Origin of the sequence: Arthrobacter sp. K5, assembly GCF_040448525.1 — a bacterium.
Taxonomy (GTDB): domain Bacteria; phylum Actinomycetota; class Actinomycetes; order Actinomycetales; family Micrococcaceae; genus Arthrobacter; species Arthrobacter globiformis.
In genome coordinates this window covers 1-23484 of sequence record NZ_CP159280.1, presented here as the reverse complement: position 1 = coordinate 23484, position 23484 = coordinate 1, and the positions used below count along the sequence as shown (strand labels likewise).

Sequence of the window (23484 nt, the reverse complement as noted above, 5' to 3'; positions counted from 1 at the left end):
AGTGACGAGCTCTCCAGCTACCCCACCGCTTTCAGTACCCGGAAATCAACCTGACCGGCTACCTCTCTGCACTCAACGAGATCAGCGAGATGGTGCCTGTGGACCTGTCCGGCAGTCTCCGGGACGCCCTGCACGAGCATCTTCAAACATGCCGCGCCCGGGGCGTGGCCCTCGCATCCGCCAACGATGACCAGTACCGGGAAATGGCCGTCACAATGGATGGACTCCCCAGCCACGCACTAATTGATGAAGCCACTTCCCTGCTTCGACGCACACCACCTCCAGCAGAACCGTCCTCCGCAACGGTAACGGCCGAAGACCTGGCACAGCGATTCAGAACGGCACTGGCCAATTACGACCTCCCCGACTGGAACGTACAAGTCAGCCTCGACATGTCCTCAAGGGCGAGCGTTAATGGACCCCTCAAACGCATGCGCATCCGCGCAGACGCGACCTTCACAGCATGCGAAGCCAACCGACTCCTGGTGCAGGAGGTGGGCGGACACGTCCTGCACTGGGCCAACGCCTCTCGCCAACACCAACCACTTGCCTTCGTGGCCCTAGGGTCAGCCGTGGCAACCGAAGAAGGGTTGGCATTGTGGGCCGAGACCAAAATGCAACGGCTGGACACCTCCGCACTCCGCACCTACGCCGCACGCGTCATTGCCGTAGATCAAGCACAGACGAGCGGAATCCTCACTATCGCAGCAGGCTTGCAACAGCACATCGGGCAGCCTGCAGCCGTGGACATAGCCATCAGAGTCAAACGCGGCCTGAGCAACCCTAACAACAACGGCGGATTGACCAACGATTGCGGATACTTGGGCGGCCTAAGAAGGATCGAAAAACTCGCCTCAACCAATAACCACGGCCTAGAGCTCCTCCAAGGAGTCAAATGGTCAACTGAACACCTGTCCCTGGCCTTGGAATTGCACGCCGAAGGCGAGTTGAAGCGACCAGAACTGCACCATGACTCCACTGCACTTAACATCTTCAATGCCTAGCCATTCATCTTGGCTGAAGGAGGAGGGATGTCAGCCGTCTTGAGCGCGCGCGTCCTGGCCTTGCGGGCCACGAATCCGATGGCCTGGCGCTGAAGGCGCCGGGCCTTAGGTCGTCGCTCAGGAACCCGTAGTTCAGGTCACCTCGGCAGAGAACGAGTTCACCTGTTCCCGCGGCTTCCTGGTCCACCAAAGGCCCTGGCATCCACGAGTTGGAACCGAAGGCCCATGCTTCCCCAGGTGGATTTCCGCGGCATCGTTTACGCCCACAGGGGTATGCACGGCTGTGACTACTGTACGGTCCCTGCTATCGGTGCGATTTGGATCGGGCTTCCAAGTTCACCAAATTCACCCCCACGGCAAATTCACCAAATTCACCAGAATTCACCTGTAGGCTGAGCGCATGTTAGACATAGAGAATCCCTTCCGTCCAACGGCCGGGGCTACACCACCGGAGGTCATAGGCAGGGCCGGGCTTCTAGATGAATTCGAGTACGGTCTTCGACTCGGCTCCGGGGCACCTGGTCTGCTGTCCATCTTTACCGGAGCACGGGGCATCGGCAAGACGGTAATGCTTGGAGCCGCCCATGACGTTGCCCGGGAACACGGATGGGCTGTGGTTTCAGAGACCGCGACCGGGACATTCATGGGCCGGATCGGCGAAAAAATGCGCCGCCTAAGCCAAGAGCTCGGAGACGGACCTGAATCGCGACGACGTATCACGGCCGTTACGGTCGCCGGGTTCGGCGTCACGACACAGCTGTCACCGGAACGCCAGGTGGACTGGCGTGAGCTTGGGGAGGATCTTCTCACGCTTCTGGACCAACGCGGAACCGGGCTCCTCATTACCGTAGATGAGATCCACGCCGCCGACCGGACGGAGCTGTCCCAACTGGCCGCGAACGTCCAGCACTTCATCCAGGACCGGCTGCCCATCGCGTTAATCTTCGCCGGTCTGCCGTCTGCGGTATCGGACCTCTTAAACGAGGGCGTCGCGACGTTCCTTCGCAGGGCAGACAAGATCGACCTTCACGCAGCCGCGGTTCGTGATGTCGAAACATCATTCGCGGAAACATTCAGCAGCGCCGGGATCAGCATCACCCCCGACCTGGTAAGCAGGGCAGCTACGGCCACAGGGGGCTACCCCTTCCTTATCCAACTCGTCGGCTACTTCCTTTGGAGAGAAGCTGAGATTCACGAGGCTTCCCTCTCACCTGCCGCAGTCGACAGAGCCGTAGCCGCCGCCATTCGTCGCAACGAGCGCGTGGTGATCGAAGCTGCCTTGGTGACGGCCTCCAACAAAGACCTCGAATTTCTTCAAGCCATGGCCGTTGATGAGGACACCTCAACAGCCGGCGATATAGTTCAACGGACCGGGTCCAAGCCAACGCTTGTGGCCAAGTACCGAACCAGGCTCCTTGCCGCTGGGCTCATTGAGTCAGCCGGTCACGGAAAGGTCACCTTCGCCATTCCCGGCCTCCGGCAGTACCTTCTGAAGAATCTTCCGTCCTGACGGCACCAACGTGCAGCAGGGGAAGAAATCCGTGCCGGATCTCGAAACCCTGTCACGGCGTCACGGCCCGGCGGACCCGGGCGTGGGCTAATTATCCAGACACCATCTGGACAAATACGAGCCACTGACGGCACTCAGGCGTGTGATCATATCGATCAAGGCATGCCCGGCACGGCGAGCTTCGTGCCGGGCAACAGGCCTTAGCGGCTGGACCGTTCTTCGTTTTCTGCGCGCCGAGCGCGGCGCCCGGGCTTGCCTTCCGTGCCTTGGCGGGCGCATTGGCTGCCAGTGCTTCCTGGGGGTGGGTGCCTTCGCTGCGTGCTGCTGCGAGCCTGCCCTTTACCTGCTCGTCTGTGGCCGTCCCGGCAAGGGATGCCGCGAACGCCTGATGATGGGCTTCGGAACCGTACTCGGCTGCCGGACCGTTTTCGGTCTTTGCGCCTTCACTTTCAGGCCGTTGGCTGTTGGTGCCGGTGACGCTGTTCTCGATCTCGCGGCCCATGGCCTCGATACGGGCGAAGAGTTCGGCTTCGGTGCGTTCGTAGCGCTGCTCGAGCGGCTGGTCGGGGGTGCCGGTGAAGCCGCCTTCGGCGAGGAGTTTGGCTTCGTGCCAGTCTTTGGCGGCGTTCACGAAGGAGGCGTCCGTGAAGTGGTTGTCGCCGGCGCCGTTGAAGTTCGCTGTGGTTTCTTCGCGGAGCTGGTCGATGGTGGGGCCGTTGATGCCGTCTTTGCCGATCAGGTACAGGCGTTCCTTCACGATGGTGTCGGCAGCCTCGAGGGCCTCGGGAGTCGTGGCGTCCTGTGATGCCTGCAGTGCCGCGACAAGGGCCTGGTTGGTCAGGTACTCGGCGGGGACCTGGTGCTTCTCCATGACGGGTGCAAGCATTTCGGCCTTGGCCCAAAGGTCTTCGGCCTGCGCCGCGACAATGAGTGCCATTGCCTTGTCGTGCTCCCGGACGCCTTGGAGGCGGGCCTGTTCAGCGCTGACTGTTTCGACGCCTGATGCCAGGTATCCGGCGTCACTGCCGACGTCGCGGGTGTTGATGCCGTAGCGGCGGTGAACCTCGTGACGGATCCGGTCGGCCGCGGCCAGGGCGGCGGGGTCGTGGTCATTCCAGCCCTCGCCTTCGCCGAATTCGAACGCTGGCTGACCAGGGAGCGGCAGCGGGAAGGCATCGCTGGCTAAGCAGCGGGGAGCCTACCGCGGAAGGAAAAAGACCCTCACCCCGGAACGGGCGGCCGGGCTGGTGCAGCGGGCGGCCGCCGGAATCCCCAAAGCCGTCCTCGCCAGTGATTACGGCATCAGCAGGCAAACGGTGTACCAGTGGGGGCCGCCTTCCGGGCCGCCGCCTGAGTGGAGGTGCGTCGCGTGACTGGGCACTGCCCCTGACCACGCCCCCGCGCCCTCCGGAAGACGACGGGCCCACCGTTAGCCGTGGACCCGTCGTCTGCCCGGGTTTTTGCCCGGTCCAGATTGTTGGAGGTCAGCGGGTACGGGTCCTTGGTTTGGGCTCGCCGTTAAGGGTTGCTGGTGTCTTTCCGATGGTGTCCAGGTCGAGGTCCTTTGATTCTTTGGCGGCTGCGACGGCGGCTACCGCGATGAGGGTGGTGACGACGATGATGGCGACCAGGGGCCAGGTGCCTCCAGACCAGAGGACGAGGGCGCTGGCGATGACCGGGGTAAATCCGGCCAGGAGGATGGCTGCCGTCTGGTACCCGACGGAGATGCCGGTGTAGCGGACTTCGGTGGGGAACAGTTCGCAGTAGAAGGCGGGGAGTACGGAGTAGACGGCGGCGTGGCCGAGGGTGAGGAAGATGGTTACGCCGGCGATGATCGCGAACGGGTTGCCGGTTTGGATCATGGCGAAGATGGGCCAAGCACTGACGGTGATGACGGCCGCGCCGAAGAAGAACGTGTTTTTTCGGCCGATTTTATCCGAGATGGCACCGAAGACAGGGATCATGGCGATGTTTAGAGCAGATCCGATCATGACGGCGACCAGTCCGTAGCTGGCCGGGAGCTTTAGGGTCGTCGCGACGTAGGAGAGCAGGAACACGGTGAAGAGGTAGTAGTTTCCTGCTTCGGCGAAGCGTGAGAACAGAGCGATGATCAGGGACCTGCGGTGCTCTTTGAAAACGACCGGGATCGGCGCTTTTGTTTTTCCTGTTTCCGTTCCGCTTCGGCCTTGGCGGCTAGGAAGGCTGGGCTTTCGCTGGCGTTGAGGCGAATGTAGAGACCCACGGCTGCCAGCACCACGCTGACGAGGAAGGGCAGGCGCCAGCCCCAGACGATGAACTGGTCCCCGGAGATGGCACGGGAGATGGCTACGGCCCCGGTGCCAAGCAGCAGCCCGCAGGAGACGCCGATTTGCGGCCAGGCCCCGAAGAATCCGCGGCGTCCCTTCGGGGCGTTTTCGACGGCAATGATAGCAGCACCGCCCCACTCGCCGCCGACGGCGAAGCCCTGGGTGAGGCGAAGGACGCACAGCAGTACCGGAGCCCAGAACCCGACGCTCTGGTAGGTGGGGAGCAAGCCAATGGCTGCTGTGGAGATGCTCATGATGAGGAAAGTCAGGATGAGGGTGGACTTGCGTCCGATCCGATCACCGAGGTGGCCGGAGACGAAAGCTCCGACGGGTCGGGCGAGGAAGCCGACGCCGAAACTGGCCAGGGGCCGCGATCTGCGATACACCCGGTTCGGTGGAGGGGAAGAACAGGGTGCCGAAGACGAGGGCGGCGGCCGTTCCGTAGACGGTGTATTCGTACCATTCGATGATTGCTCCGACGGTGCCGGAGATAAGGCTTTTGCGGCGGACCTGATCAGGGGTCAGGCCGGCGAGGTGTGCTGTTGTCATGGCGTTTCTTTTCAGGATGCGGGGGTGGATTTGTCGCCGGCTCAGGCGCTTGTGTTGTCCATGAGGATCGCGGCGCGGGTGACTTCGCGGGCGAGGGACTTTTCGAGGGCCTCTTGGACGCCGTCGAGGGTGAAGGTCGCGTCGATCATGGCGTCAAAGGGGTACTTGTCCTGATGCTCAGCTAGGAAGGTTAGGGACTTGTAGAGGTAGCGGCCTTCGTAGCGGTCCACGTGCTTGATGGTCATGGCTTTGCGGGTGACGTAGCCTGGGTCGAACGGCACCGTCCTGCCAGGGGAAAGGTTGCCCATGACCAGGTAGCGGCCGCCGCGCCGGATCTGCCGCAGTCCTTCGGCAAAGGCGTCGGGGACGCCGGTTAGTTCGATGGCGACGTCGGGGCCTTGACCTCCGGTGAGCTGCTGGAGGGCGGCGATCCTGTCCTCGAGGTCCGGGATGTCTGCCATGTTGATGGCGTGGTCGGCCCCGAAGCGCTGGGCCTGTTCGAGCCGGGGTCCGGAGGGATCGATGACGATTACGGTGGCGCCGCGTTCCTTGGCGACGGCGACGGCGTTCAGGCCCAGTCCCCCGGCACCCTGGATAAGCAGGGTTTCGCCGTATTGCAGACCGATCTGGTCAATGCCGAAGGTGACCTGGGAGAGGGCGCAGTTGGCGCTGGCCGCTACGGAATCGGGGATTTCGTCCGGGACCTTGTAGACGTGCTGGCGTGGGTGGATGTAGTAGTGGGTGCCGAAGGCGGCGTGGAAGTGGGGTGCCTCGGCGGGCTGTTTGCCGAAGAATTCGTAAGCGTTGTCGCAGAGGTTCGGTTGTCCGCCAAGGCAGCGGGCGCACCGGTCGCAGGTCTGGAAGTACGTGGCGACGATGCGGTCGCCGGGGTTGAGCGGCTGACCGGCGTTATCGGTGGGCCGACCCTCACCCAGGGCCGCGACGGTGCCGACCATTTCGTGGCCGAGCCCGCCGCTTTTCTTGACAGGGTGTTTGCCGTTCCAGATGTGGAGTTCCGAGCCGCATACGTTGGCCCTGGTCACTTTCATCAGAATCGCTCCGGGTCCCGGGGCGGGAAGGGGGTACTCGGCGTAGTCGAGTTCGCGGGGGCTGGTCATGACGGCAACGCGGCCGTAAGCGGCGTCAGACATCGAGGATCTCCTTGTTGTCGCCGACGGCGACGGAGAGTTTGCCCGTGTAGTAGCGCATCTCGCGGTTGAACTCGAAGTCCTCGGCCGCGGTCTGCAGCACCAGTGCGAAGTCATGCATGGATTTGCCTTTCATCCTTGAAAGCCGGAGTGGTGGTTGGGGTGGCGAGATATTCGTACATCCTCGTGTGGTCCTCGGCGCCGTGGCCGGAGTCGAGGGTGAATTGCCAAATAGTTTCGCAGTCGTGGCTGAACGGGGCTTCGACGCCCAGCGAATCGGCTAGGGCGGTGGCGATCTTGATGTCTTTGGTCATCAGCCCGATCGGGAAACCGGAGCCGAAGGTGCCCGAGAGCATGTACTGTGCGACCTTGTTCTCGGAGGTGTTGCTCCGCCCGGAGGAGGCGTTCAGGACCTGGGTCAGGGTTGCCGGGTCGATGCCGAAGCGTTCCCCGACGCGGAGGGCTTCGACGGTGGCAGCGACCGAAGCCGCGGAGACCAGGTTGTTCAGGGCCTTGGCTGCGTGTCCGGAGCCGGCGTCGCCGACGTGGATGACGGATTTGCCCAGCACGTCGAAAATGTCCTTGGCCTGGTCCAGGTCCTGCCAGCGGCCTCCGACCATGATGGCGAGCTGCCCGTTTTGGGCTCCGCGTACCCCGCCGGAGACGGGGGCGTCCAGGTACCGCATTCCTTGTAGTTCGAGCCGTGCGCCGAGGTCGCGGGAGCGAATAGGTTCGGAGGAGGACATGTCGATGAACAGGGTGTTCAACGAGGCGGCCGCGGCCACTCCCCCGGCGAGTACGGCTTCGACGATGTCGGAGTTGGGAAGCATCGTGATGATGATGTCCGCGTCCTGCCAGGCCTTGGCGTCCGTGGCCGTCCGGGACGTGGGGTGCTGGTCCTGGAATCGCTGGACTGCGCCCTTGTCCCGGTCGTCCACGATGAGGGTGTGGTTCGCGTCGGCGAGCCGCGAGGCCATCGGGAAGCCCATGTTGCCCAGGCCGATGAAGCCGATGGTGCTCATGCTTCGGCCTCCATTTCCTTGAAGACTTCACGGGCGAGGCGGAAGCTTTCCAAAGCGGCCGGGGCTCCGCAGTAGATAGCGACCTGGAGGAAGACTTCCTTGATCTGCTCCTTGGTGACACCGTTGCGGACCGCACCGCGGACATGGACCTTCAGTTCGTGCGGCCGGTTCAGGGCGCTAATCATGGCCAGGTTGATCAGGCTGCGCTGGGCGCGTTCCAGGCCCGGGCGGTTCCAGACATCGCCCCAGCAGTACTGGGTGACGAGTTCCTGCATCGACATGGAAAACTCGTCCGCGCTGTCCAGGCTGCGCTGGACGTACTCGTTGCCGAGGACATCACGGCGGGTGGCAAGGCCCTTGTCGAACAGTTCCTGGTTGATGGTCGTGGTGCTCATTGCGCTACTCCTTGTGCTGCTTCCTTGGCCGCGTTGAGTGGGGTCTGGTCCCACACCGCCTGGATGTTGGTGAATTCGTGCACGCCCAGGTAGGAAAGTTCCCGGCCGAAACCGCTCTTCTTCACCCCGCCGATCGGGATCCGGGGGTCCGAGACGGAGAGTCCGTTGATGAAGACCCCGCCGGCGTCGATTTTCCGGGCCATGGCGCGGGCCTTCGCACTGTCGGCAGTCCAGATAGCGGCACTGAGTCCGAACTCGGAGTTGTTGGCCTTGGCCAGTGCGTCCTCTGCGTCCTCGGCGGCGATGACGGTCGCGACAGGTCCGAAGATCTCCTCTTTGAAGGCGGTCATGGCTTCGGTGACGCCGGCCAGGACGGTCGGGGCGTAGAACGAGCCGGGCCCGGGGATGCGGTGGCCACCGGTCAGAAGCTCCGCTCCTTCGGCAACGGAGCGCTTGACCTGGTCATCAACGTCAAGCAGGCCTTCTTCCTTGGCCATCGGGCCGACGAAGGTTTCGGGGTCGGTGGGGTCCCCGACTTTGAGGCTTTCGACCCGTCGGGCGAGCTTGGCGGTGAACTCGGCATAGACGGGGCGCTCGACGATGATCCGCTTGGCCGAGATGCACACGGCCCGCGTTCACCATCCGCCCGGTGGCCGCAGCGTCAACGGCTTTGTCCAGGTCGGCGTCGGCAAGAACGATGAACGGGTCCGAGCCGCCGAGTTCCAGAATGACCTTCTTCAGCGCACGGCCGGCCTCCGCCGCCACGCTCTGCCCCGCGACGGTCCCGCCGGTAACGGCGACGCCGGTAATGGCTGGATCGTGGATGATCGCCGGGACCTGGTGGCGGTCGCAGTTCACAACCGTGAAGGTGCCCTTCGGAAGCCCTGCTTCCTCCCACAGCGACTCCAGCGCCAAAGCGCAGCCGACCACGTTCGAGGCGGGCTTCAAGAGGTAGCCATTGCCCCCGAGGATGATGGGGCTGCGCCCCTGAAGATCTGCCAAACCGGGAAGTTCCACGGCATGATCGCCAACACTGTACCCGTGGGCAGGTAGGAGACGTAGGCTTCCGGACCGATGGTCGTCGCCGTGTCTTCCAGCATGGCCGGCCCATGTTCGGCGTACCAGTCAAGCATGTTTGCGCACTTGGTAACCTCCGCCTGGGCCTGCGTGACGGGTTTGCCCATTTCGGCGGTGATCACACTGGCAACCTTGGCCGTGTCGCGGCGCAGCAGCCCGGCAAGCCGGCGGAAAACCTCGGCCCTCGCTGCAGGGGTGGTGTCGCGCCAGACGGCGAAACCTTCGGCGGCGGTCTGGACAATGCCCGCTACGCCCCGCTCATCCAGGTAGGGGTAGGCCGCGACTTCCTCGCCGGTAGCCGGGTTCGTCGACTTCGCGACGGCAACTTCGATGGTGCCCATAATGGTGTTCCTTCAAGTTCGTTTGTGATGGGGCTAACAATGACTCTAGAAGCCGCTGTCACCTTTATAAATATGAAGTTCCCGAAGCTTCACTTCTCAAAAACAGAACGATCGAAGGATGGCTGGGTTCTCCCCGCCTCCTTCCTTGCCCGGTGAGACGCGTCGTGACCCGCAGACCGGGGAGGCGTGTCCGGGCGGTTGTAATGACGCGCAGAGGCTGTCATCATTCTCTAAACGTGATGTTTCAACATGATCACTTCACTCAGAGAGAACGAGGACAATGGAGATCTCACAGCTGGAAATCTTTCTTGCCGTGGCGGAGACAGGCAGCATCACCAAAGCCGCAAACAAACTTCTACGCGCTCCGTCGAACGTTTCGACGCGGATTCAGCAGCTGGAGCGAGAACTTGGTGTCAAACTCCTGGTCCGGGACAAGCGGCAAAGCTCCCTCTCAGCCGATGGGGAGGTCTTTCGCGAGCATGCCCAAAAGATCATCGACATGTGCAACGACGCCAAAGCCTTCACGGCCCAAGGCGAACCCCGCGGCAAGTTCCGTCTCGGCGCCCTAGAAAGCACGGCGGCCGTCCGAATACCACCGATCCTAGCCAGCTTCCATCTCCGCTACCCCGCGGTCGACGTCGAACTCGAAGCAGGCTCCTCAGGAGTGCTGTTCGACCATTTGCTGAATGGTCAACTCACAGCAGCATTCTCTGATGGAAAGCCAGCTGTACCTTCACTCACCGGCATTAGGGCCTTCGCGGAGGATCTCGTAATCCTCACCCCGCAGACGGTCACAGAGATCAACGACGACTTCAAGGCATCCCACCCGACCGCATTCATGTTCGGCACGATCTGCTCCTACCGCCAGCGCTTTGAGGACTGGCTCGAGTCTCAGGGAATGGTCCCGGGACGAATCGTCGAAATCTCCTCGTACTACAGCATGCTTGCGTGCGTCGCGGCCGGCGGCGGTATCTGCATGATTCCCAAATCCCTCCTCGAGACGCTGCCCGGAGCAAGCCGCGTTCAGGTGCATGAGATAGAAGGCAGCCTCGGCACAGCGGAAACGTGGCTGATGTGGCGGCGAGACTGCCGGTCCGCGAACCTCAAAGCCTTCATCACCGAACTCAAGGACCACCTCAACACGGCAGAGCAGACCGCGGCCGCGGCCGCCTAACGGGCGAAGGCCCCGCCGCGTCCGTGTCCATGCCCGCCCTAAACCCCCACGACGTTGGATCGCCACCCCTCGGCACACGTTGCCCTTTCTTGTCGGCTTGGCATACACCCAACCTGACATCAGGCAACTGCCTAAAAGGTGTCAGAGTAGGGTCAGATTTCGCATTATCTGACGCAGCCCGGCGAAGGTCCTAGATCTCAACCTGACACATCCAGCCCTATGACGGTCCTTCATCGCGACGCTTTTCGAGTGGATCCTTGGCGGCAGCTTTTCGTGGGCATGCTGTCCTCTCGGTGTGCACACGCCCTGCCCGAGATACTGCTCGCTGGCGGTGCCTCATCGCGACACTCAGCGGATAACAAGAAACGCCCCGGCTTCTAGCCAGAACGTCTAGCCTTCTGCCGTGGCGCTCTTCGGGTCCATGGTCACTGTACGCAAAACTGTCACCATGAGTCCTGATGTTCCCTCTGTCCTTGATGAACTACTGACAGAAGAACCAAAGCCGCAAGAGTCCTTTCCCTGGCTTCGCGACAAGTGGAGGCAGGAACTACATGACCTACCTGAGGTGCTCGAGACCTTGGATGAACTTCCGGATCGAGTTGACCGCCAGTCCACGCGCGACGTTGTGTTGCACGAACTTGCTCGGGGGCGTGTGCTGTCTGCCTTCGTCCCGGCCATGGTCTGGGGATGGGGCACGACCGCTTTAGGTCCACTCCGCACCCGGTGGGTGCTGACCCAAACCAACGATAGGAGTGCACCCGCCTTCCGTCTATCAGTTCAAACGTCAGTCGCCGAGCGCCTGGAGGCTGGTTCGCTGATAGTGCGTAAGAAGGGGCCCTTAGATGCCTTCAGGCTCATGAATAACGACGGGAAAATTAAACATCTGGGTCCGTCGTACTTCACGAAATGGCTGTATTTCTGTTCATCATTGCAAGGGCCTGACGACGCTACCGCTGCCCCGATCCTTGATAAACAAATAGCCCGTTGGTTTCGCGAACACGCCCTTATCGACCTGAATCCCAATAAGTCCGCTTCATACGCCGAGTATCTGGAAACACTGAACGATTGGGGGAAGCCATATGGACGAACCCCCGTCCAGGTCGAGAAGACAATATTCAAGCTTGCAACAGGCCGGGGCTGAAGGCCTCTTTATGAAGAGAATCCTCCGTCGGACCTTCGGCGCCGCAGCCACAGTCGCCTTCCTCATCGGATGCCTCTGCTTCTTCAGCGCCTACCTTGCCTATGAAGAGGCGGGAAAATGGCTTTCTCGTGTCACATACAATACCGAGTGCATTCCGTCCGGCCCGCCCGGATGTGCTGAACTACTGCGGCAACGGCCCAATTGGCCGTACGGAGTAGAAATTGAGGACAAGGATCTGTTGATCGCTGGGGCCAGCACCTTGCATAACACCGGCTCTGGGGTCTTGAGTATTGGCGGACTCTCCATGGCTGCAGCGGGAGTGTTACTTGCCAGCGGCATCTTCTCAAAGGTACCCACGAGCCCTAGCAAGGAAACCCGCCCTCGGGGAGGGGAGCTGCCCAGACGTGCCCCTGTCCCACACCGGGCCCGGGAGCGCTGCAGAAGGATGTAGGGACGTGCACCCCAACTTCGAACTGGATGCCACTAACCGAAGCCTATGGCGGGCAAGTTAGATGACTACTAAGCCCACGGTTCCGGGTCAGTTATAGATCCGGAGACGCCAACTTCAGTCAGACGGATGGCGTTGATCCATAGACTGCCAAGTCTCGGCCCGACCCGACGCCAAACATTTACGAAATCGCAGCCTTGAGTGAGACGCCGGACGCCGGATCTATCTGACGGAGTTGGCGAAAGCCCATGTAGGCGTTACCAACTACATTGAGACCGTACACGCCCCACTGACCGTTCAATTTGATTGCCACTTTCGCAACCTAGCAACAGCGAGCCACCCAACAGTATCGATCTGATTCTGCGAGGACGCACTTTAGCATTCCGTTCAAACCATCGGGCGCTTACCCGCTGGAAGATCAAGGCGCTGTCGCCTCCAATACCGCCGTCAGCGACATTCATCCTCAGGCCGTTTTATCGCCCACGAGGGCCGGAATCCTTCGGGCCAAGAAGTCGTATCGTCCCAGCAATGAGCTTCTTCAATTTGTTCATGTGTTAAGCCCACCGCCTTGGAGAAGTCAGCTCCCCTTAGGTGCGCATGATGGAAATGGGCACCCTCAACCTTGGCGTGCATGAGATCCACGCCTTCAAAGTCGGCCCACTCCATGCAGGCACCACTCAGGTCAGTCTGCGACATGTTCGTTCGACGCAGTTGAGTGCGTTGAAAGTTACCGAAGAACCACATGGAGTGGCTCAAGTCTGCTCGCGAGAGGTTCGCGCCAATGAGGGAAATGTTTTCGCCCTGAACGGAGCTCATATTTACGTCAGTCATATCGGCGCCGTCGAAGTTCAGACGTGTCCAACTAAGAGGGTGCGGGATCGTTCGAGGACGGACGTGCTGGCGTGTGGACATCAGGACCCTGAATATCACGGCCCTCAGGTCCGACTCCGGCCTCGACACGGACTTCAGTTTGGCACCCGCAACTATGCCGGCCCTGTTTGGATTTGCACGCACGTGGGTGTTGGACTTCACATATGAACACAGGACGTCCACGCACACTTGCGCTTGCTTTCTAGCGCGTTCTCGGAGATTCGATTGTTCGCCGAAGGCCACCCAGTCCTCAGCCAGAGCCATGAGTGAATAGACTCCTCCCAGCTTGACCGGATCCTGTTCCTTATTGCCCAATTGCTCTACTGCCGTTACGAACCTGTCATTTAGTGCGGACTCCATCTGTCGCTGGTGAACACGCTCAGCTTCATCCTGGGTGTGGTTCAACTCTTGACGAGTGAGACCGCGTGTCTTTTCCGTTGAAAGGTAGGTAAGGATGGCACCTAGCAGAACCAGGGTTCCTGCAATGAGGGTCGCCCAAGGTTGCGTCAACGAGTTCTTACACAAGGTCACTTCGCTGAGGGCAGGAGTACGACATCCGGCAAAACCGCCAACGTAAACCGTCCCTATGACGACCGCCAGCAATGAGACGAACAACAGGGGTCGCTCCGATATCCAGCTACCCTTAATGTTTCCAACCTTGCCACCCTCTTGTTCCCGTGCCTTGCGGGTCATACGTGCCAACGTTTCCCTTCATCAGTTTTCCAGCCCCGGCCTCTCCGGTAGCCAACGCTGGCTATGTTCGAGGAGAAGGCGAACTACCGGCCACCCGGTATTTGGCTCTCGGCCTACAGCGTCGTTAGCGCGCTTGGGGGGGCGTTTAAAGAGGCATGGGGAGCGGCGTCGTTGGACGCGGCTCCCCGGCCTTAGCTTTCGGTCCTTTGGACCTGACACGATAGTAGCGCGCGTTAGAGGCCATATCAAAGTTTGAGGGGTGCAATGGTGGTAAACCTGCTGCAGGCACGTGTGGTGGAGCAGATAGAGGCGTGGACGCCATGGGATCGGCGTGTATGGCACACGGGAACAGTACTGGCCCTGCAAGAGCTCGTAGAGGCATCCAGTTGGTCCGTAAGGGGTGCGCTCTCTGACTCAGCCGTGCAGTGGTTGCGTTCTAGCCTCTTGCCAGAGCTAGGACGTGACCATGGTTTAGCAAACCCGGCGATCCGAACGCAGCTTGAGACAGTGCTAAAGCATCCACTGAGCTACGCCAGCCAGCGACGACGACAACTTGAGCGAATTACCGAGTACGTGGCCGGGCATTATCTCGACGGTTGGCTGGAGGCGGCGAAGAAAGGATCAGTTCATCTTGAGCGGGGCTCCCGCTACATGGCGTCTTACGCGCTTGACTTGGGATTCCACCCTGAATACTTACGGAAGGTCATTGCCAGACACTCCGAGGCGACCGAAGAGGAACTGATCGAGGAGCTCCGACGTTTGGCTGCCCGTCCGGCCGCAACGTTCAAAGGCTGGGTCCTCCTGTTGGATGTACCTGAACGGGAGCTGATGGAACAACGATCCTCGTGGATCGATCCGACGGAGATGGCTCGACTCATGCGCAGCATTGGCGAGCAACCACCTCGAAATCAGTCAGGGGGGCTTTGGTTCGAAGTCTGCGCAAGGGACGAAATTGCCGCGGCTGAAGAGGTGAGGGCCCAATTAGAGAGACTGCTGAGTAGGACCCGCTTTCTCCGAGTGCCGAAGCCGCTATCGTACGTCCCTAAGTGGTGGCGTAAAGAAGGGAAAGCTGTTTCCCTCAGAGCCCGTGGTCCAGCCATCAATGCGATGTCCCTGGCGAAGTCGGGACTGCTATATGAGGACCGTCTAGCTGGCGATGCACACGGCAGAATCGACGATGCCTTCGAATTGGCTTCTCATCTGATCGGATCACCCGCTCCAGTGGCAGTTTCCAATGCATGGGCCGCCCTGGAGTCCCTTCTGATTGACCCTGGGGAGTCCGACCAGGCTGTGGGAGGGAGAGTGATCGTGGCAACCCGGGCGGCCAAGATATTAGCCGCTGCCTGGCCTCGAGCAGAATTCACTCGTATGAGCTACCGTCTGCAAAAGTCACCCTCGCTCGACACCAAAATTCGAGCAGGGCTCGATGAACTCGGCGATGATAACGTCCTTCGTTGCGCTCTCCTGCTCCAGCACTGGGACCAAATCGCGAACACTCCAGATCTAAGCCCTGGGGACCAAGCTGCGGTGCAGAGAATTGCCGAGCTCAAGCAAAATCCCCAAGCTGTCTTGAACCGCGTTGAAGGATACATGGGTGGAGCGCTTCGTCGGTTGTATCGTCATAGAAATCTCGTAATGCACGGCGGAGAGTTACGCCCGTTGCCCTCTCCGCGACCATACGAACTACCGGGCCACTGGTTGGAGCTCTGTTGGACAGACTTGCAGTCGCTGCGCACCTTCGACGCGAAGATCCCCTCCATGCACTTGCGCGTACCGAAGTGGCGCTCCAGTCAGTCAAGTCAACTAAAAATCTAACTTTCCTTCTGGAAATGTGACGGCCGCATGTCTATCTGCAATGCAGCTCCGGAACCTGGCTGTACTGAAGTGAGCATGGGTCCCATGTCTTGGCCTCGTTCGACGTGCCGGTTGGTATTCAGTCAAAAGCAGGCAGGAGCGTGCGCACGCACCTGAGACTCAGTTCGCTCGCGAAATGCTGAGGGCTCTGAAGACAATGCAGCTGCTCTAATCGAGGCTGAGTCAGAACAGGCCTGTTGGCGGTCGTTCGGAGGGCAGTGCGGCTAGTTTTGCGCGGTGTCCGTCGTCCGGATTGCAGCCCTTGAAGGGACGGTCGGGCTGAGAGGAGGACGGCGTTACTCCTGCACCTCAAACGCCCGGGGATTGCGGAACGTCTTTCATGCCTACTCCTGGCCTTACTCGCACAGTTGTCGGCTGCTGGAACTAGGGTCAGATCTCCTCAAGGTCGCTTCAGCGGAACTTAACGCCGATAACAGCGCATATGTTCGAATGGCGACCCTGCACGCCTCCCGAGGGACGGCCCATGCCGGCAGAAGCCAACGGCACATGCTTCCAGTCATGTTGGCCCGGGACTACGGGATCAGCGGGGAGACTGTGTACCTGTACGTCCGGAAGTCCGCCGCGGTGTCAGGTGCTGCCCCCATTTCGGGCCCGCGCCGACGCCTCCTGCTTCGTTCCGCAGGCCAGGATCCGAATGTCAGTGACGTGACGCCGTTCCGGCGCCAGGCCGCCGTCACCTTTCTTGATGTGCCTGGTCGATCTGCTCGCTGCTTCCTGCCGCTATCGCAACGTTGAGGTCGTGGGGGCCGAGCCTCTGGTGATGCTCACGTAGCCCGCCTTGGCGCCTGTCACCCGGACCGTGAGGGTCTTTCCACGGTCGGCGGCGGCGGGCTTGTAAGTGGAGCGGGTAGCCCCGGCGATGGCCACTCCGGACCGGTACCACTGGTAGCGCAGCGTGACGGGGGCCGGCGTCCAGGCGCCCGGGACCACGGTGAGCATGTATCCGACGCGGGCGGTGCCGGTGATCCTGGGAGCCGGGGCGCCTAACGTGCCCCGGGCCACGGCCGTTGTTCCGGGGGAGGCTTTGACCACGCTGGTGTAGCCGACTTTGGAGCCTGTTACCCGGACCGTGAGTGTCTTGGTGATGTCGGCCGCGGCAGGCCTGTACGTGGCGGCGGTGGCACCGGCGATGGGCACTCCTGACCGGTACCACTGATAGCGAAGGGTGACCGGGACCGGACCCCAGATACCCGGGGTCCCCGTGAGCGTGTACCCGACCTTGGCGGTGCCAGTGATCCGGGGAGAGGCTGCCACCAGCGAGCCACTTGCGACTGCTGCCGTTGCGGCGGAGGTTTGGGTGTTGCTCCCGTAGCCGATTCTGGCACCTGTCACCCGCACCGTGAGGGTCTTGGCGATGTCGGCGGGAGCGGGTCGGTAGCTGGATGCGGTAGCACCTGTAATGGCTACGCCTGACCTGTACCACTGGTAACTGAGCGTGACGGGCGCCGGACTCGTGTGCCGGGACTGGCAGTGAGCGTGTATCCGACCTTGGCAGTGCCGGTGATCTTCGGGACGGCCCCGGCAAGTGAACCGCTCGCGACTGGTGTTGTGGCAGCGGAGGTTTGCGTGATGCTTGCGTAGCCGGCTTTGGACCCGGTGACCCGGACCGTCAGGGTTTTCGTTACGTCAGAGGCGTTGGGGCTATAGGTGGTGGCCGCGGCGCCGTCGATGGCGACCCCGGCCCGGTACCACTGGTAGCCGAAGGCGACGGCGGCCGGGTTCCAGGTGCCGGGGATGGCAGTGAGCATGTAGCCGACCTTCGCCGTGCCGGTGATTGTGGGAGTGGCACCGCTCAACGAACCGCGGAACGTCGCAGACCACGTCGAGGGTGCGCCCGTCGACAGGACGAAGTCCACCGCAGCCCGCGCTGTAACTGTGACCGTGCCGGTTGCGGGGTAGGTGCCGGCTGGAATGACGTTTCCGTCCTTGAGGTACTCAATGCCGGGCACCGATGGGATGGTGAACGCATCGCCGTTAGTGCCGTCGAGGTCCGTGAAGGTGACGGCTACGGGTGTTGCCGTGTAGGGCGTTGCCTTAAACGTCGCGGACCAGTACGTGGGTACGTTCGGGGCCAGGACGAAGTCTGTTTTCGCCCGCGCCGTGATCGTGACAGTGCCTTCGCCAGGGTAGGTCCCAGCCGGGACAACGTTGCTGTCCAGCAGGTACTTCCACGCCGGCCATCGCGGGGATGGTGAAAGTGTCGTGCTGCATTCCGTCCAGGTCCGTGAACGTGACCGGCGGGGCGCTGCCGTGTAGGGGGTTGCCTTGAATGTGGCGGACCAGGACGCGGGGAGGTTCGGGGCCAGGACGAAGCCCGGCTGCGCCCGGGCCGTCACCGTGACAGTGCCCTCCCAACGTAGGTTCCCGCTTGAATGATGTTCCCGTCCAGCAGGTATTCCATGCCGGTGGCCGCAGGGATAGCGAAGGTGTCGTGCTGTGTTCCCTCCGGGTCTGTAAAGGTGAGTATGACAGTCTGATCGGAGCCCACTAGGACGGCCCGAACGGTACCCACCAGCCGGACATGCCGAACCTAATGACGGCTTGAATGGTACCCACCTGTGAACGTTGATCCATCCAGTGTTGGATCGACGACGGGAGGGCCGGGATGGGGTCAAGAGTGGAGTTGTTCGCGCAGATTCGGAGGGATGCCCGGGTGGAGGGCGCGTCAATCCGGGAGCTTGCCCGCAGGCACCAGGTGGCGCGGAAAACCGTGCGTAAGGCGTTAAGTTCCCCGGTCCCGCCAGAGCGTAAAACTCCTGTACGGTCCTCGCCGCGGCTTGATCCTTATAAACCGACGATCGACGCCATGCTCGTCGAGGACACGACGGCGCCGAGGAAGCAGCGTCACACTGCCCGGAGGATTCTTGCCCGGCTCATCGAGGAGCATGGAGCGGACGAGTTGTCGTATTCGACGGTGCGTGACTACGTTCGGGTCCGCCGGGCGCAGATCGATGTGGAGGCCGGCCGCCGGGTTGAGGTATTTGTTCCTCAGGAGCACGCCCCGGGCGCGGAAGCGGAAGTGGACTTCGGTGAAGTCTGGATCGTGCTGGACGGGGTAAAGACGAAATGCCACATGTTCATCTTCCGGCTTTCTCACTCCGGCAAAGCCATCCACCGGATTTACCCCACCCAGGCCCAGGAAGCGTTTCTGGAAGGCCACGTCGAGGCGTTCAACGAGATCGGCGGCGTGCCGGTCAAACATATCCGCTATGACAACCTCACCAGTGCCGTCAGGGCCGTGGTGTTCGGTCAGGGGCGGAACCGCCTGGAGAATGACCGGTGGGTGTTGTTTCGCTCGTTCTATGGATTTGATGCCTTTATTGCCAGCCAGGTCTTGCCGGCGCTCACGAGAAAGGCGGGGTCGAGGGCGAGGTGGGCTGGTTCCGCCGGAACCGGCTGACCCCGATGCCCGTGGCGAGGTCCCTTGATGAGCTCAACGACTGGATCCGGAGCCGGGAGGTTCAAGACGATCAGCGGCGGATTGATGGCAGGATCCGCACTATCGGCCAGGACTTCGCCGCCGAGCGCCCGTTCCTGGCACCGTTGCCGGCCGACGAGTTCGATCCCGGTCTGGTGTTGAACCCGAGAGTGGACCGGTCCTCAATGATCACCGTGCGGATGGTGAAGTACTCGGTGCCAGCACGGTTCATCGGTCGGCGGGTCCGGGTTTCATTGCGGGCATCCGAAGTTGTGGTGTTCGACGGCCGCGCGGTGGCGGCCCGGCACCAGCGGATTATTGCCAAGGGCGGGCAGTCGGTCCAGTTGGACCATTATCTGGAGGTCCTCAAGACCAAGCCCGGCGCTTTGCCTGGTTCCACTGCTTTGGCCAGGGCGCGGGAGTCGGGTGCTTTCACCAGCGCCCATGACGCCTTCTGGTCTGCCTCGCGCAGGGTCAACGGTGATGCCGCGGGGACCCGTGAACTGATTGACGTCCTGCTGCTGCACCGATCGATGGAAGCCGAAGACATCGAGGCAGGGATCACCGCAGCCCTTGGAGTAGGTGCCGTCAGTGCCGACGTCGTGGCGGTTGAAGGCCGCCGACATGCCTCCAGCATCCCTGCTGGTGGGTCCCGTCCTGACCGTCATCGCGGTGCTCATGCTGAAGCGAAAGTGCAACGAGTTGTCAGCCTGACCCAGCGCCGGCTGATGGACCCGGCGGCGGTCATCGCCGGGCTCCCTCCAGACAAGCGGCCGCTCCCGGCGATCAGCGCCTATGACGAGCTGCTGGCCAAACGCACCGAACACTCCGCAGGAACCGCGTCGAAGGAAAACATCTCATGAGCCCCACCGCACCGGCCACCACCATCACCCCAACCCTGCGACGGCGCCGCGGTCTGACTGAGCAGGCCGCGGTCGCGGCCGTGGACCAAGCATGCCGCCGATTGCGCCTGCCCACCATCCGGGCGGTTCTGGACGAAGCTCTGACCGTCGCGGGGAAGGAACAACTCTCTTACCAAGGCTTCCTGGCCGAGCTGCTGCTGGCCGAATGCGATGACCGGGACCGTCGCTCCTCAATCCGACGCGTCAAAGCCGCGAACTTTCCCCGGGATAAATGGCTCGGTGATTTCGATTTCGACGCGAACACGAACATCAACCCCGCTACCATCCATACCCTCGCTACCGGCGAATGGATTCGAAAAGGTGCACCGCCATGCCTGATCGGGGACTCCGGAACCGGCAAATCCCACCTGCTTATCGGGCTGGGCACCGCCGCGGCGGAGAAGGGATACCGGGTCAAATACACTTTGGCCACCCGGCTCGTGAACGAACTCGTCGAAGCCGCCGACGACAAAGTCCTCGCCAAGACCATCGCCAGATACGGCCGAGTGGACTCTGCTCTGCATTGACGAGCTCGGCTATATGGAACTGGACCGGCGCGGCGCCGAACTCCTCTTCCAGGTCCTCACCGAACGCGAAGAGAAGAACTCCATCGCCATCGCTTCCAACGAGTCGTTCTCCGGCTGGACCAAGACATTCACCGACCCGCGCCTCTGCGCCGCGATCGTTGACCGGCTGACGTTCAACGGCACCATCATCGAAACCGGCACCGATTCCTACCGCCTCGCCCACAGCCTGACAAGGAACGCGCACTAAAAGGTAGCCGCGGCCGCCCGCCCCACGAACACATAGGTTGTCGTTGACCACTTCATGCCGCGCAACAGGACAGTTTGGAGACGTCAGTAGTGAAGGACTGGGCTGCTATCTTGATGCCTTCGGCCATGGTCAGATAGGGGCTCCAGAGATTCGCGACCTGGATCAACGGTCATCCCGGCCTCCAGAATGTAAATCCCTGCGGCGGCGATGTCCCCGGCGTCCTTACCCACGACAGTGATCCCTACAATCCGACCCGTGTCCGCGTCGGCAACGATCTTGATGAAGCCGCGGGTATCACGGTTCACCAGCGCGCGAGGGATAAATTTGAGCGGCAGAACCCGGCACATGCACCGGATCCCTGCCTGGTTCGCTTCCCTTGTCCGTCATCCCGACAGCGGCCAGGGCAGGGCTGGTAAACGTGACCCGGGGCAGGTGCCGGTAATCGACCTCACGCCCGGCACCCTCAAAGGCGTTCTCCACCATCAGGCCCCGTGCGCGGCGGCGACATAAACGAACTCCGGGTGACCCGTCACATCACCCGCGGCCCAGATCCTCGGATTAGTACTGCGAAGGCTCCCGTCGACCAGGACTTCCCCGCGGTCCCCGGTTTCAACGCCGACCATGCAAAGGTTCAAATCCTCCGTGACCGGGCGCCGGCCTGTTGCCATGAGCAGGCGCGCGGCCCTGAATTCCTCGTTTCCTCCTGAGACGGAAGCATCCACGACCACGTCCCCCGACACCTCATCGGTCCGGACCGAGGACGCTGTCGCTCGACGGACGACCCGGATGCCCTCATCGGCGAAGACACCGGCGAGGGCATGCCCGGCTTCAGGCTCTTCGGCCGAGGCGAGCTTGGACCGGACCAGGATGGTCACCTCCGTGCCGAGCCGGGCGAAAAGCTGCGCCTGCTCCAGCGCCACATACCCGCCGCCCACCACCAGCATCGAAGCGGGAACGTCCTGCAGCTCCATCGCACTCGTGGACGTCAGATAATCCACCTCGTCCATTCCCGGCACTTCAGGGATCCAGGGGGTGGAGCCGGTCGCGACCAGGTAGTGTTCCGCGCTGACTGTCTCGGTGGTTCCGCCCGGGGCGGTGATGTTCAAAACCGGTGCGGCTGCGGTTCCGGCGAACACCGCCGTCCCCCCGCTGCAGGTTCCATCCATAGCCCGCGGCGAGATCCACATACTTCTCTGACCGCATGGATTCGACCAGTGAGCGCTTCCCGGCGACCAGTTCGGGCATATCCACCGGCTCTGCGGAGGTGCTGATACCGGGGAACCGTCCGGAAGCATCGAGGGCGACACATGGCGGGCTTCCGCGGCGGCCAGCAGGGCCTTGGACGGGATGCAGCCCGTGTTCACGCACGTGCCTCCCACAGTGCTGCGCTCCACCATCAACACCCGCTTGCCACGGCTGGTTGCACCGGATGGCCGCAGCGAAAGCAGCCCCGCCGGAACCGATAATGGCCAGGTCATAATCGAAAGATGCTGCCGACACGAGGGACTCCTGAAGATGGAAGGGAAGCAGCCGCCAGCACACCTGTTGCTCAACCGACCGCCATGTGCAGCCTTCAACCGAAGACCAGCTCTGCATCCCATTCTCAACCTTCCCCTACACTGGAATGTCAACGAATCGCCGTCCTGGCCGCCTGCTAAGAAATGAGTTCATGATGCGTATCGGTGAGGCCGCGGCAGCGGCAGGGATGACAACCAAGACGCTGCGTTTCTACGAGGACAGCGGGCTTCTCCCGGCAGCGAAAAGATCCTCTAACGGCTACCGGGACTACCATGACGACTCCGTGGCCAGGCTCGAATTCATCCGCCGCGGACGGGCCGCAGGCCTCGCCCTGACCCAAATACGCGCGAAATTCTTAGCCTCCGTGACGCCGGAGAAGCCCCCTGCGCCCACGTCCAAGACCTTCTCTCCAACCAGCTGGCCGAACTGGACCACCAGATTTCTGAACTAATGGCGCTGCGATCCATCGTCGCCGGCCTTCACGCCACTGCCGCGTCCGGGACCGACGCAAGCTGCGATCCCGAACAAATCTGCAGCTACCTCTGACGCACTACTCCGCCAGACGCCAGCTTCCAACAACCGGGACCCCGGGTATCGTCCCAACCCGCGGCAGTGTTTTCACAGACCCAGAAACCACGCCAAGAACCCCTTAGACACCTCACAACATCATCCCCGGACGTCCGGACGGGTGGGTACCGTTCCGGGCCGTCCTAGTGGGCTCCGATCACGTTGACACAATCAAAAGCGTCACCGCCGCGGGAATTGCCGTGTACGGGGTGACCTTGAATGTGGCTGACCATGTCGTGTCAAAGCGTCCTGGGTCAGCACGTAGCCCGGTTGGGCCTTCTAGCAGTCGCGGTGACTAATTGTCCTTGCCAGGGTAGGGTTCCCGGCGGAGTGATCGTCCCGTTCACCAGATAGTCAACGCCGACCACCGCAGGGATGGTGAAGGTATCGTCCTTCGGTGCCGTCGGCGTCCCTGAAGGTGTGACCGCTGGGGTGCGTAATGTCCGGCCAGTCCTTGAGGGTTGTGGATGCTGTAACTTTTTCACAGGGGAAAGCAGTATGTCTGCCTCTGGCGGGTCGACGGCACGGGCAGTGATTTCCCCACGGTGTAGTTGTATCCCCGGCGAGCCCGGTGAATGAAACGGTGGGCTGCGTTACGGTCTGCGTCTGCAGCAGGGACCCATCCGGCGAGTGAAGCTCGACGTAATAGTCATACTTGGGTTCCCACCACTTCGAGAGGCCACGTTGACGTGAAATCGACCTTCCCGACCGTGGTCACTGGATCGGTTAATCATCGTGGGATCAGGAATTAC

The 23484-nt window shown here is 61.8% G+C and carries 16 protein-coding genes and 5 pseudogenes; 8 read left to right on the top strand and 13 right to left on the bottom strand.

From position 1 onward, the window contains the following. Positions 1-44 precede the first annotated feature (44 nt). Both ABRP34_RS22480 and ABRP34_RS22475 read left to right on the top strand, forming a co-directional pair. Positions 45-1004 carry a tyrosine/phenylalanine carboxypeptidase domain-containing protein gene (locus ABRP34_RS22480; RefSeq protein WP_353713668.1) on the top strand — a complete coding sequence of 320 codons (960 nt, stop codon included), beginning with the start codon at positions 45-47 and terminating at the stop codon, positions 1002-1004. Positions 1005-1404: 400 nt separating this feature from the next. Further along, the gene (locus tag ABRP34_RS22475; protein ID WP_353713584.1) at positions 1405-2514 is read left to right on the top strand and encodes an ATP-binding protein; all 1110 of its coding nucleotides are present in this window, start codon (positions 1405-1407) and stop codon (positions 2512-2514) included. A gap of 91 nt (positions 2515-2605) precedes the next feature. Here ABRP34_RS22475 and ABRP34_RS22470 read toward each other — a convergent pair whose 3' ends face one another. Next, a complete protein-coding gene (locus ABRP34_RS22470; protein ID WP_353713583.1) occupies positions 2606-3451 on the bottom strand; it encodes a hypothetical protein in 846 nt (281 codons plus the stop codon). A gap of 186 nt (positions 3452-3637) precedes the next feature. On the opposite strand from ABRP34_RS22470, the pseudogene ABRP34_RS22465 reads away from it, so the two are divergent. Beyond that, positions 3638-3887: pseudogene (locus ABRP34_RS22465) on the top strand (helix-turn-helix domain-containing protein); the annotation flags it as partial. A gap of 111 nt (positions 3888-3998) precedes the next feature. Here the strand turns inward: ABRP34_RS22465 and ABRP34_RS22460 are convergent. The 7 genes and pseudogenes from ABRP34_RS22460 to ABRP34_RS22430 all read right to left on the bottom strand — a co-directional run bounded on the left by ABRP34_RS22460 (position 3999) and on the right by ABRP34_RS22430 (position 9352). After that, a complete protein-coding gene (locus tag ABRP34_RS22460; RefSeq protein ID WP_353713667.1) occupies positions 3999-4661 on the bottom strand; it encodes an MFS transporter in 663 nt (220 codons plus the stop codon). Further along, entirely contained in the window at positions 4625-5206 is a 582-nt protein-coding gene (locus ABRP34_RS22455) for an MFS transporter (RefSeq protein ID WP_353713582.1), read from the bottom strand. The genes ABRP34_RS22460 and ABRP34_RS22455 overlap by 37 nt, the downstream gene beginning before the upstream one ends. A gap of 204 nt (positions 5207-5410) precedes the next feature. After that, positions 5411-6520 (bottom strand): zinc-binding dehydrogenase, encoded by a 1110-nt coding sequence (locus ABRP34_RS22450; RefSeq protein WP_353713581.1) that lies wholly within the window; start codon positions 6518-6520, stop codon positions 5411-5413. Then, positions 6513-6638: a hypothetical protein gene (locus ABRP34_RS22445; RefSeq protein ID WP_353713531.1), complete on the bottom strand. Its 126-nt coding sequence runs from the start codon at positions 6636-6638 to the stop codon at positions 6513-6515. Before ABRP34_RS22445 ends, ABRP34_RS22450 begins: the two co-directional genes overlap by 8 nt. Next, entirely contained in the window at positions 6631-7539 is a 909-nt protein-coding gene (locus ABRP34_RS22440; protein ID WP_353713530.1) for an NAD(P)-dependent oxidoreductase, read from the bottom strand. Before ABRP34_RS22440 ends, ABRP34_RS22445 begins: the two co-directional genes overlap by 8 nt. Further along, the gene (locus tag ABRP34_RS22435) at positions 7536-7934 is read right to left on the bottom strand and encodes a carboxymuconolactone decarboxylase family protein (RefSeq protein ID WP_353713529.1); all 399 of its coding nucleotides are present in this window, start codon (positions 7932-7934) and stop codon (positions 7536-7538) included. The genes ABRP34_RS22440 and ABRP34_RS22435 overlap by 4 nt, the downstream gene beginning before the upstream one ends. Next, positions 7931-9352: pseudogene (locus tag ABRP34_RS22430) on the bottom strand (NAD-dependent succinate-semialdehyde dehydrogenase). Before ABRP34_RS22430 ends, ABRP34_RS22435 begins: the two are co-directional and overlap by 4 nt. A 280-nt stretch (positions 9353-9632) precedes the next feature. Here ABRP34_RS22430 and ABRP34_RS22425 point away from each other — a divergent pair. Both ABRP34_RS22425 and ABRP34_RS22420 read left to right on the top strand, forming a co-directional pair. Then, positions 9633-10526 carry a LysR family transcriptional regulator gene (locus ABRP34_RS22425; RefSeq protein ID WP_353713527.1) on the top strand — a complete coding sequence of 298 codons (894 nt, stop codon included), beginning with the start codon at positions 9633-9635 and terminating at the stop codon, positions 10524-10526. A gap of 448 nt (positions 10527-10974) precedes the next feature. Beyond that, complete coding sequence (locus tag ABRP34_RS22420; RefSeq protein WP_353713580.1) at positions 10975-11667, top strand: hypothetical protein; 693 nt, start codon at positions 10975-10977, stop codon at positions 11665-11667. An 895-nt stretch (positions 11668-12562) separates the two neighbouring features. Here ABRP34_RS22420 and ABRP34_RS22415 read toward each other — a convergent pair. The 3 genes from ABRP34_RS22415 to ABRP34_RS22405 form a co-directional block, all read right to left on the bottom strand. Further along, positions 12563-13678 (bottom strand): pentapeptide repeat-containing protein, encoded by a 1116-nt coding sequence (locus ABRP34_RS22415; RefSeq protein WP_353713579.1) that lies wholly within the window; start codon positions 13676-13678, stop codon positions 12563-12565. A gap of 2595 nt (positions 13679-16273) precedes the next feature. Further along, a complete protein-coding gene (locus ABRP34_RS22410; RefSeq protein ID WP_353713578.1) occupies positions 16274-16885 on the bottom strand; it encodes a hypothetical protein in 612 nt (203 codons plus the stop codon). Between the two features lie 71 nt (positions 16886-16956). Next, on the bottom strand, positions 16957-17889 hold the full coding sequence (locus tag ABRP34_RS22405; protein ID WP_353713577.1) for a hypothetical protein: 933 nt from the start codon (positions 17887-17889) through the stop codon (positions 16957-16959). A gap of 269 nt (positions 17890-18158) precedes the next feature. On the opposite strand from ABRP34_RS22405, the pseudogene istA reads away from it, so the two are divergent. Then, a pseudogene (gene istA, locus ABRP34_RS22400) lies at positions 18159-19834 on the top strand (IS21 family transposase). Beyond that, positions 19831-20647: pseudogene (gene istB / locus ABRP34_RS22395) on the top strand (IS21-like element helper ATPase IstB). The pseudogenes istA and istB overlap by 4 nt, the downstream one beginning before the upstream one ends. Before the next feature lie 83 nt (positions 20648-20730). Here istB and ABRP34_RS22390 read toward each other — a convergent pair. After that, positions 20731-20994 carry a hypothetical protein gene (locus tag ABRP34_RS22390; protein WP_353713576.1) on the bottom strand — a complete coding sequence of 88 codons (264 nt, stop codon included), beginning with the start codon at positions 20992-20994 and terminating at the stop codon, positions 20731-20733. 135 nt (positions 20995-21129) lie between these two features. Beyond that, positions 21130-22044 (bottom strand): FAD-dependent oxidoreductase, encoded by a 915-nt coding sequence (locus ABRP34_RS22385; RefSeq protein ID WP_353713575.1) that lies wholly within the window; start codon positions 22042-22044, stop codon positions 21130-21132. A 275-nt stretch (positions 22045-22319) separates the two neighbouring features. Here ABRP34_RS22385 and ABRP34_RS22380 point away from each other — a divergent pair. After that, positions 22320-22711: pseudogene (locus tag ABRP34_RS22380) on the top strand (heavy metal-responsive transcriptional regulator). Positions 22712-23484: the final 773 nt, after the last annotated feature.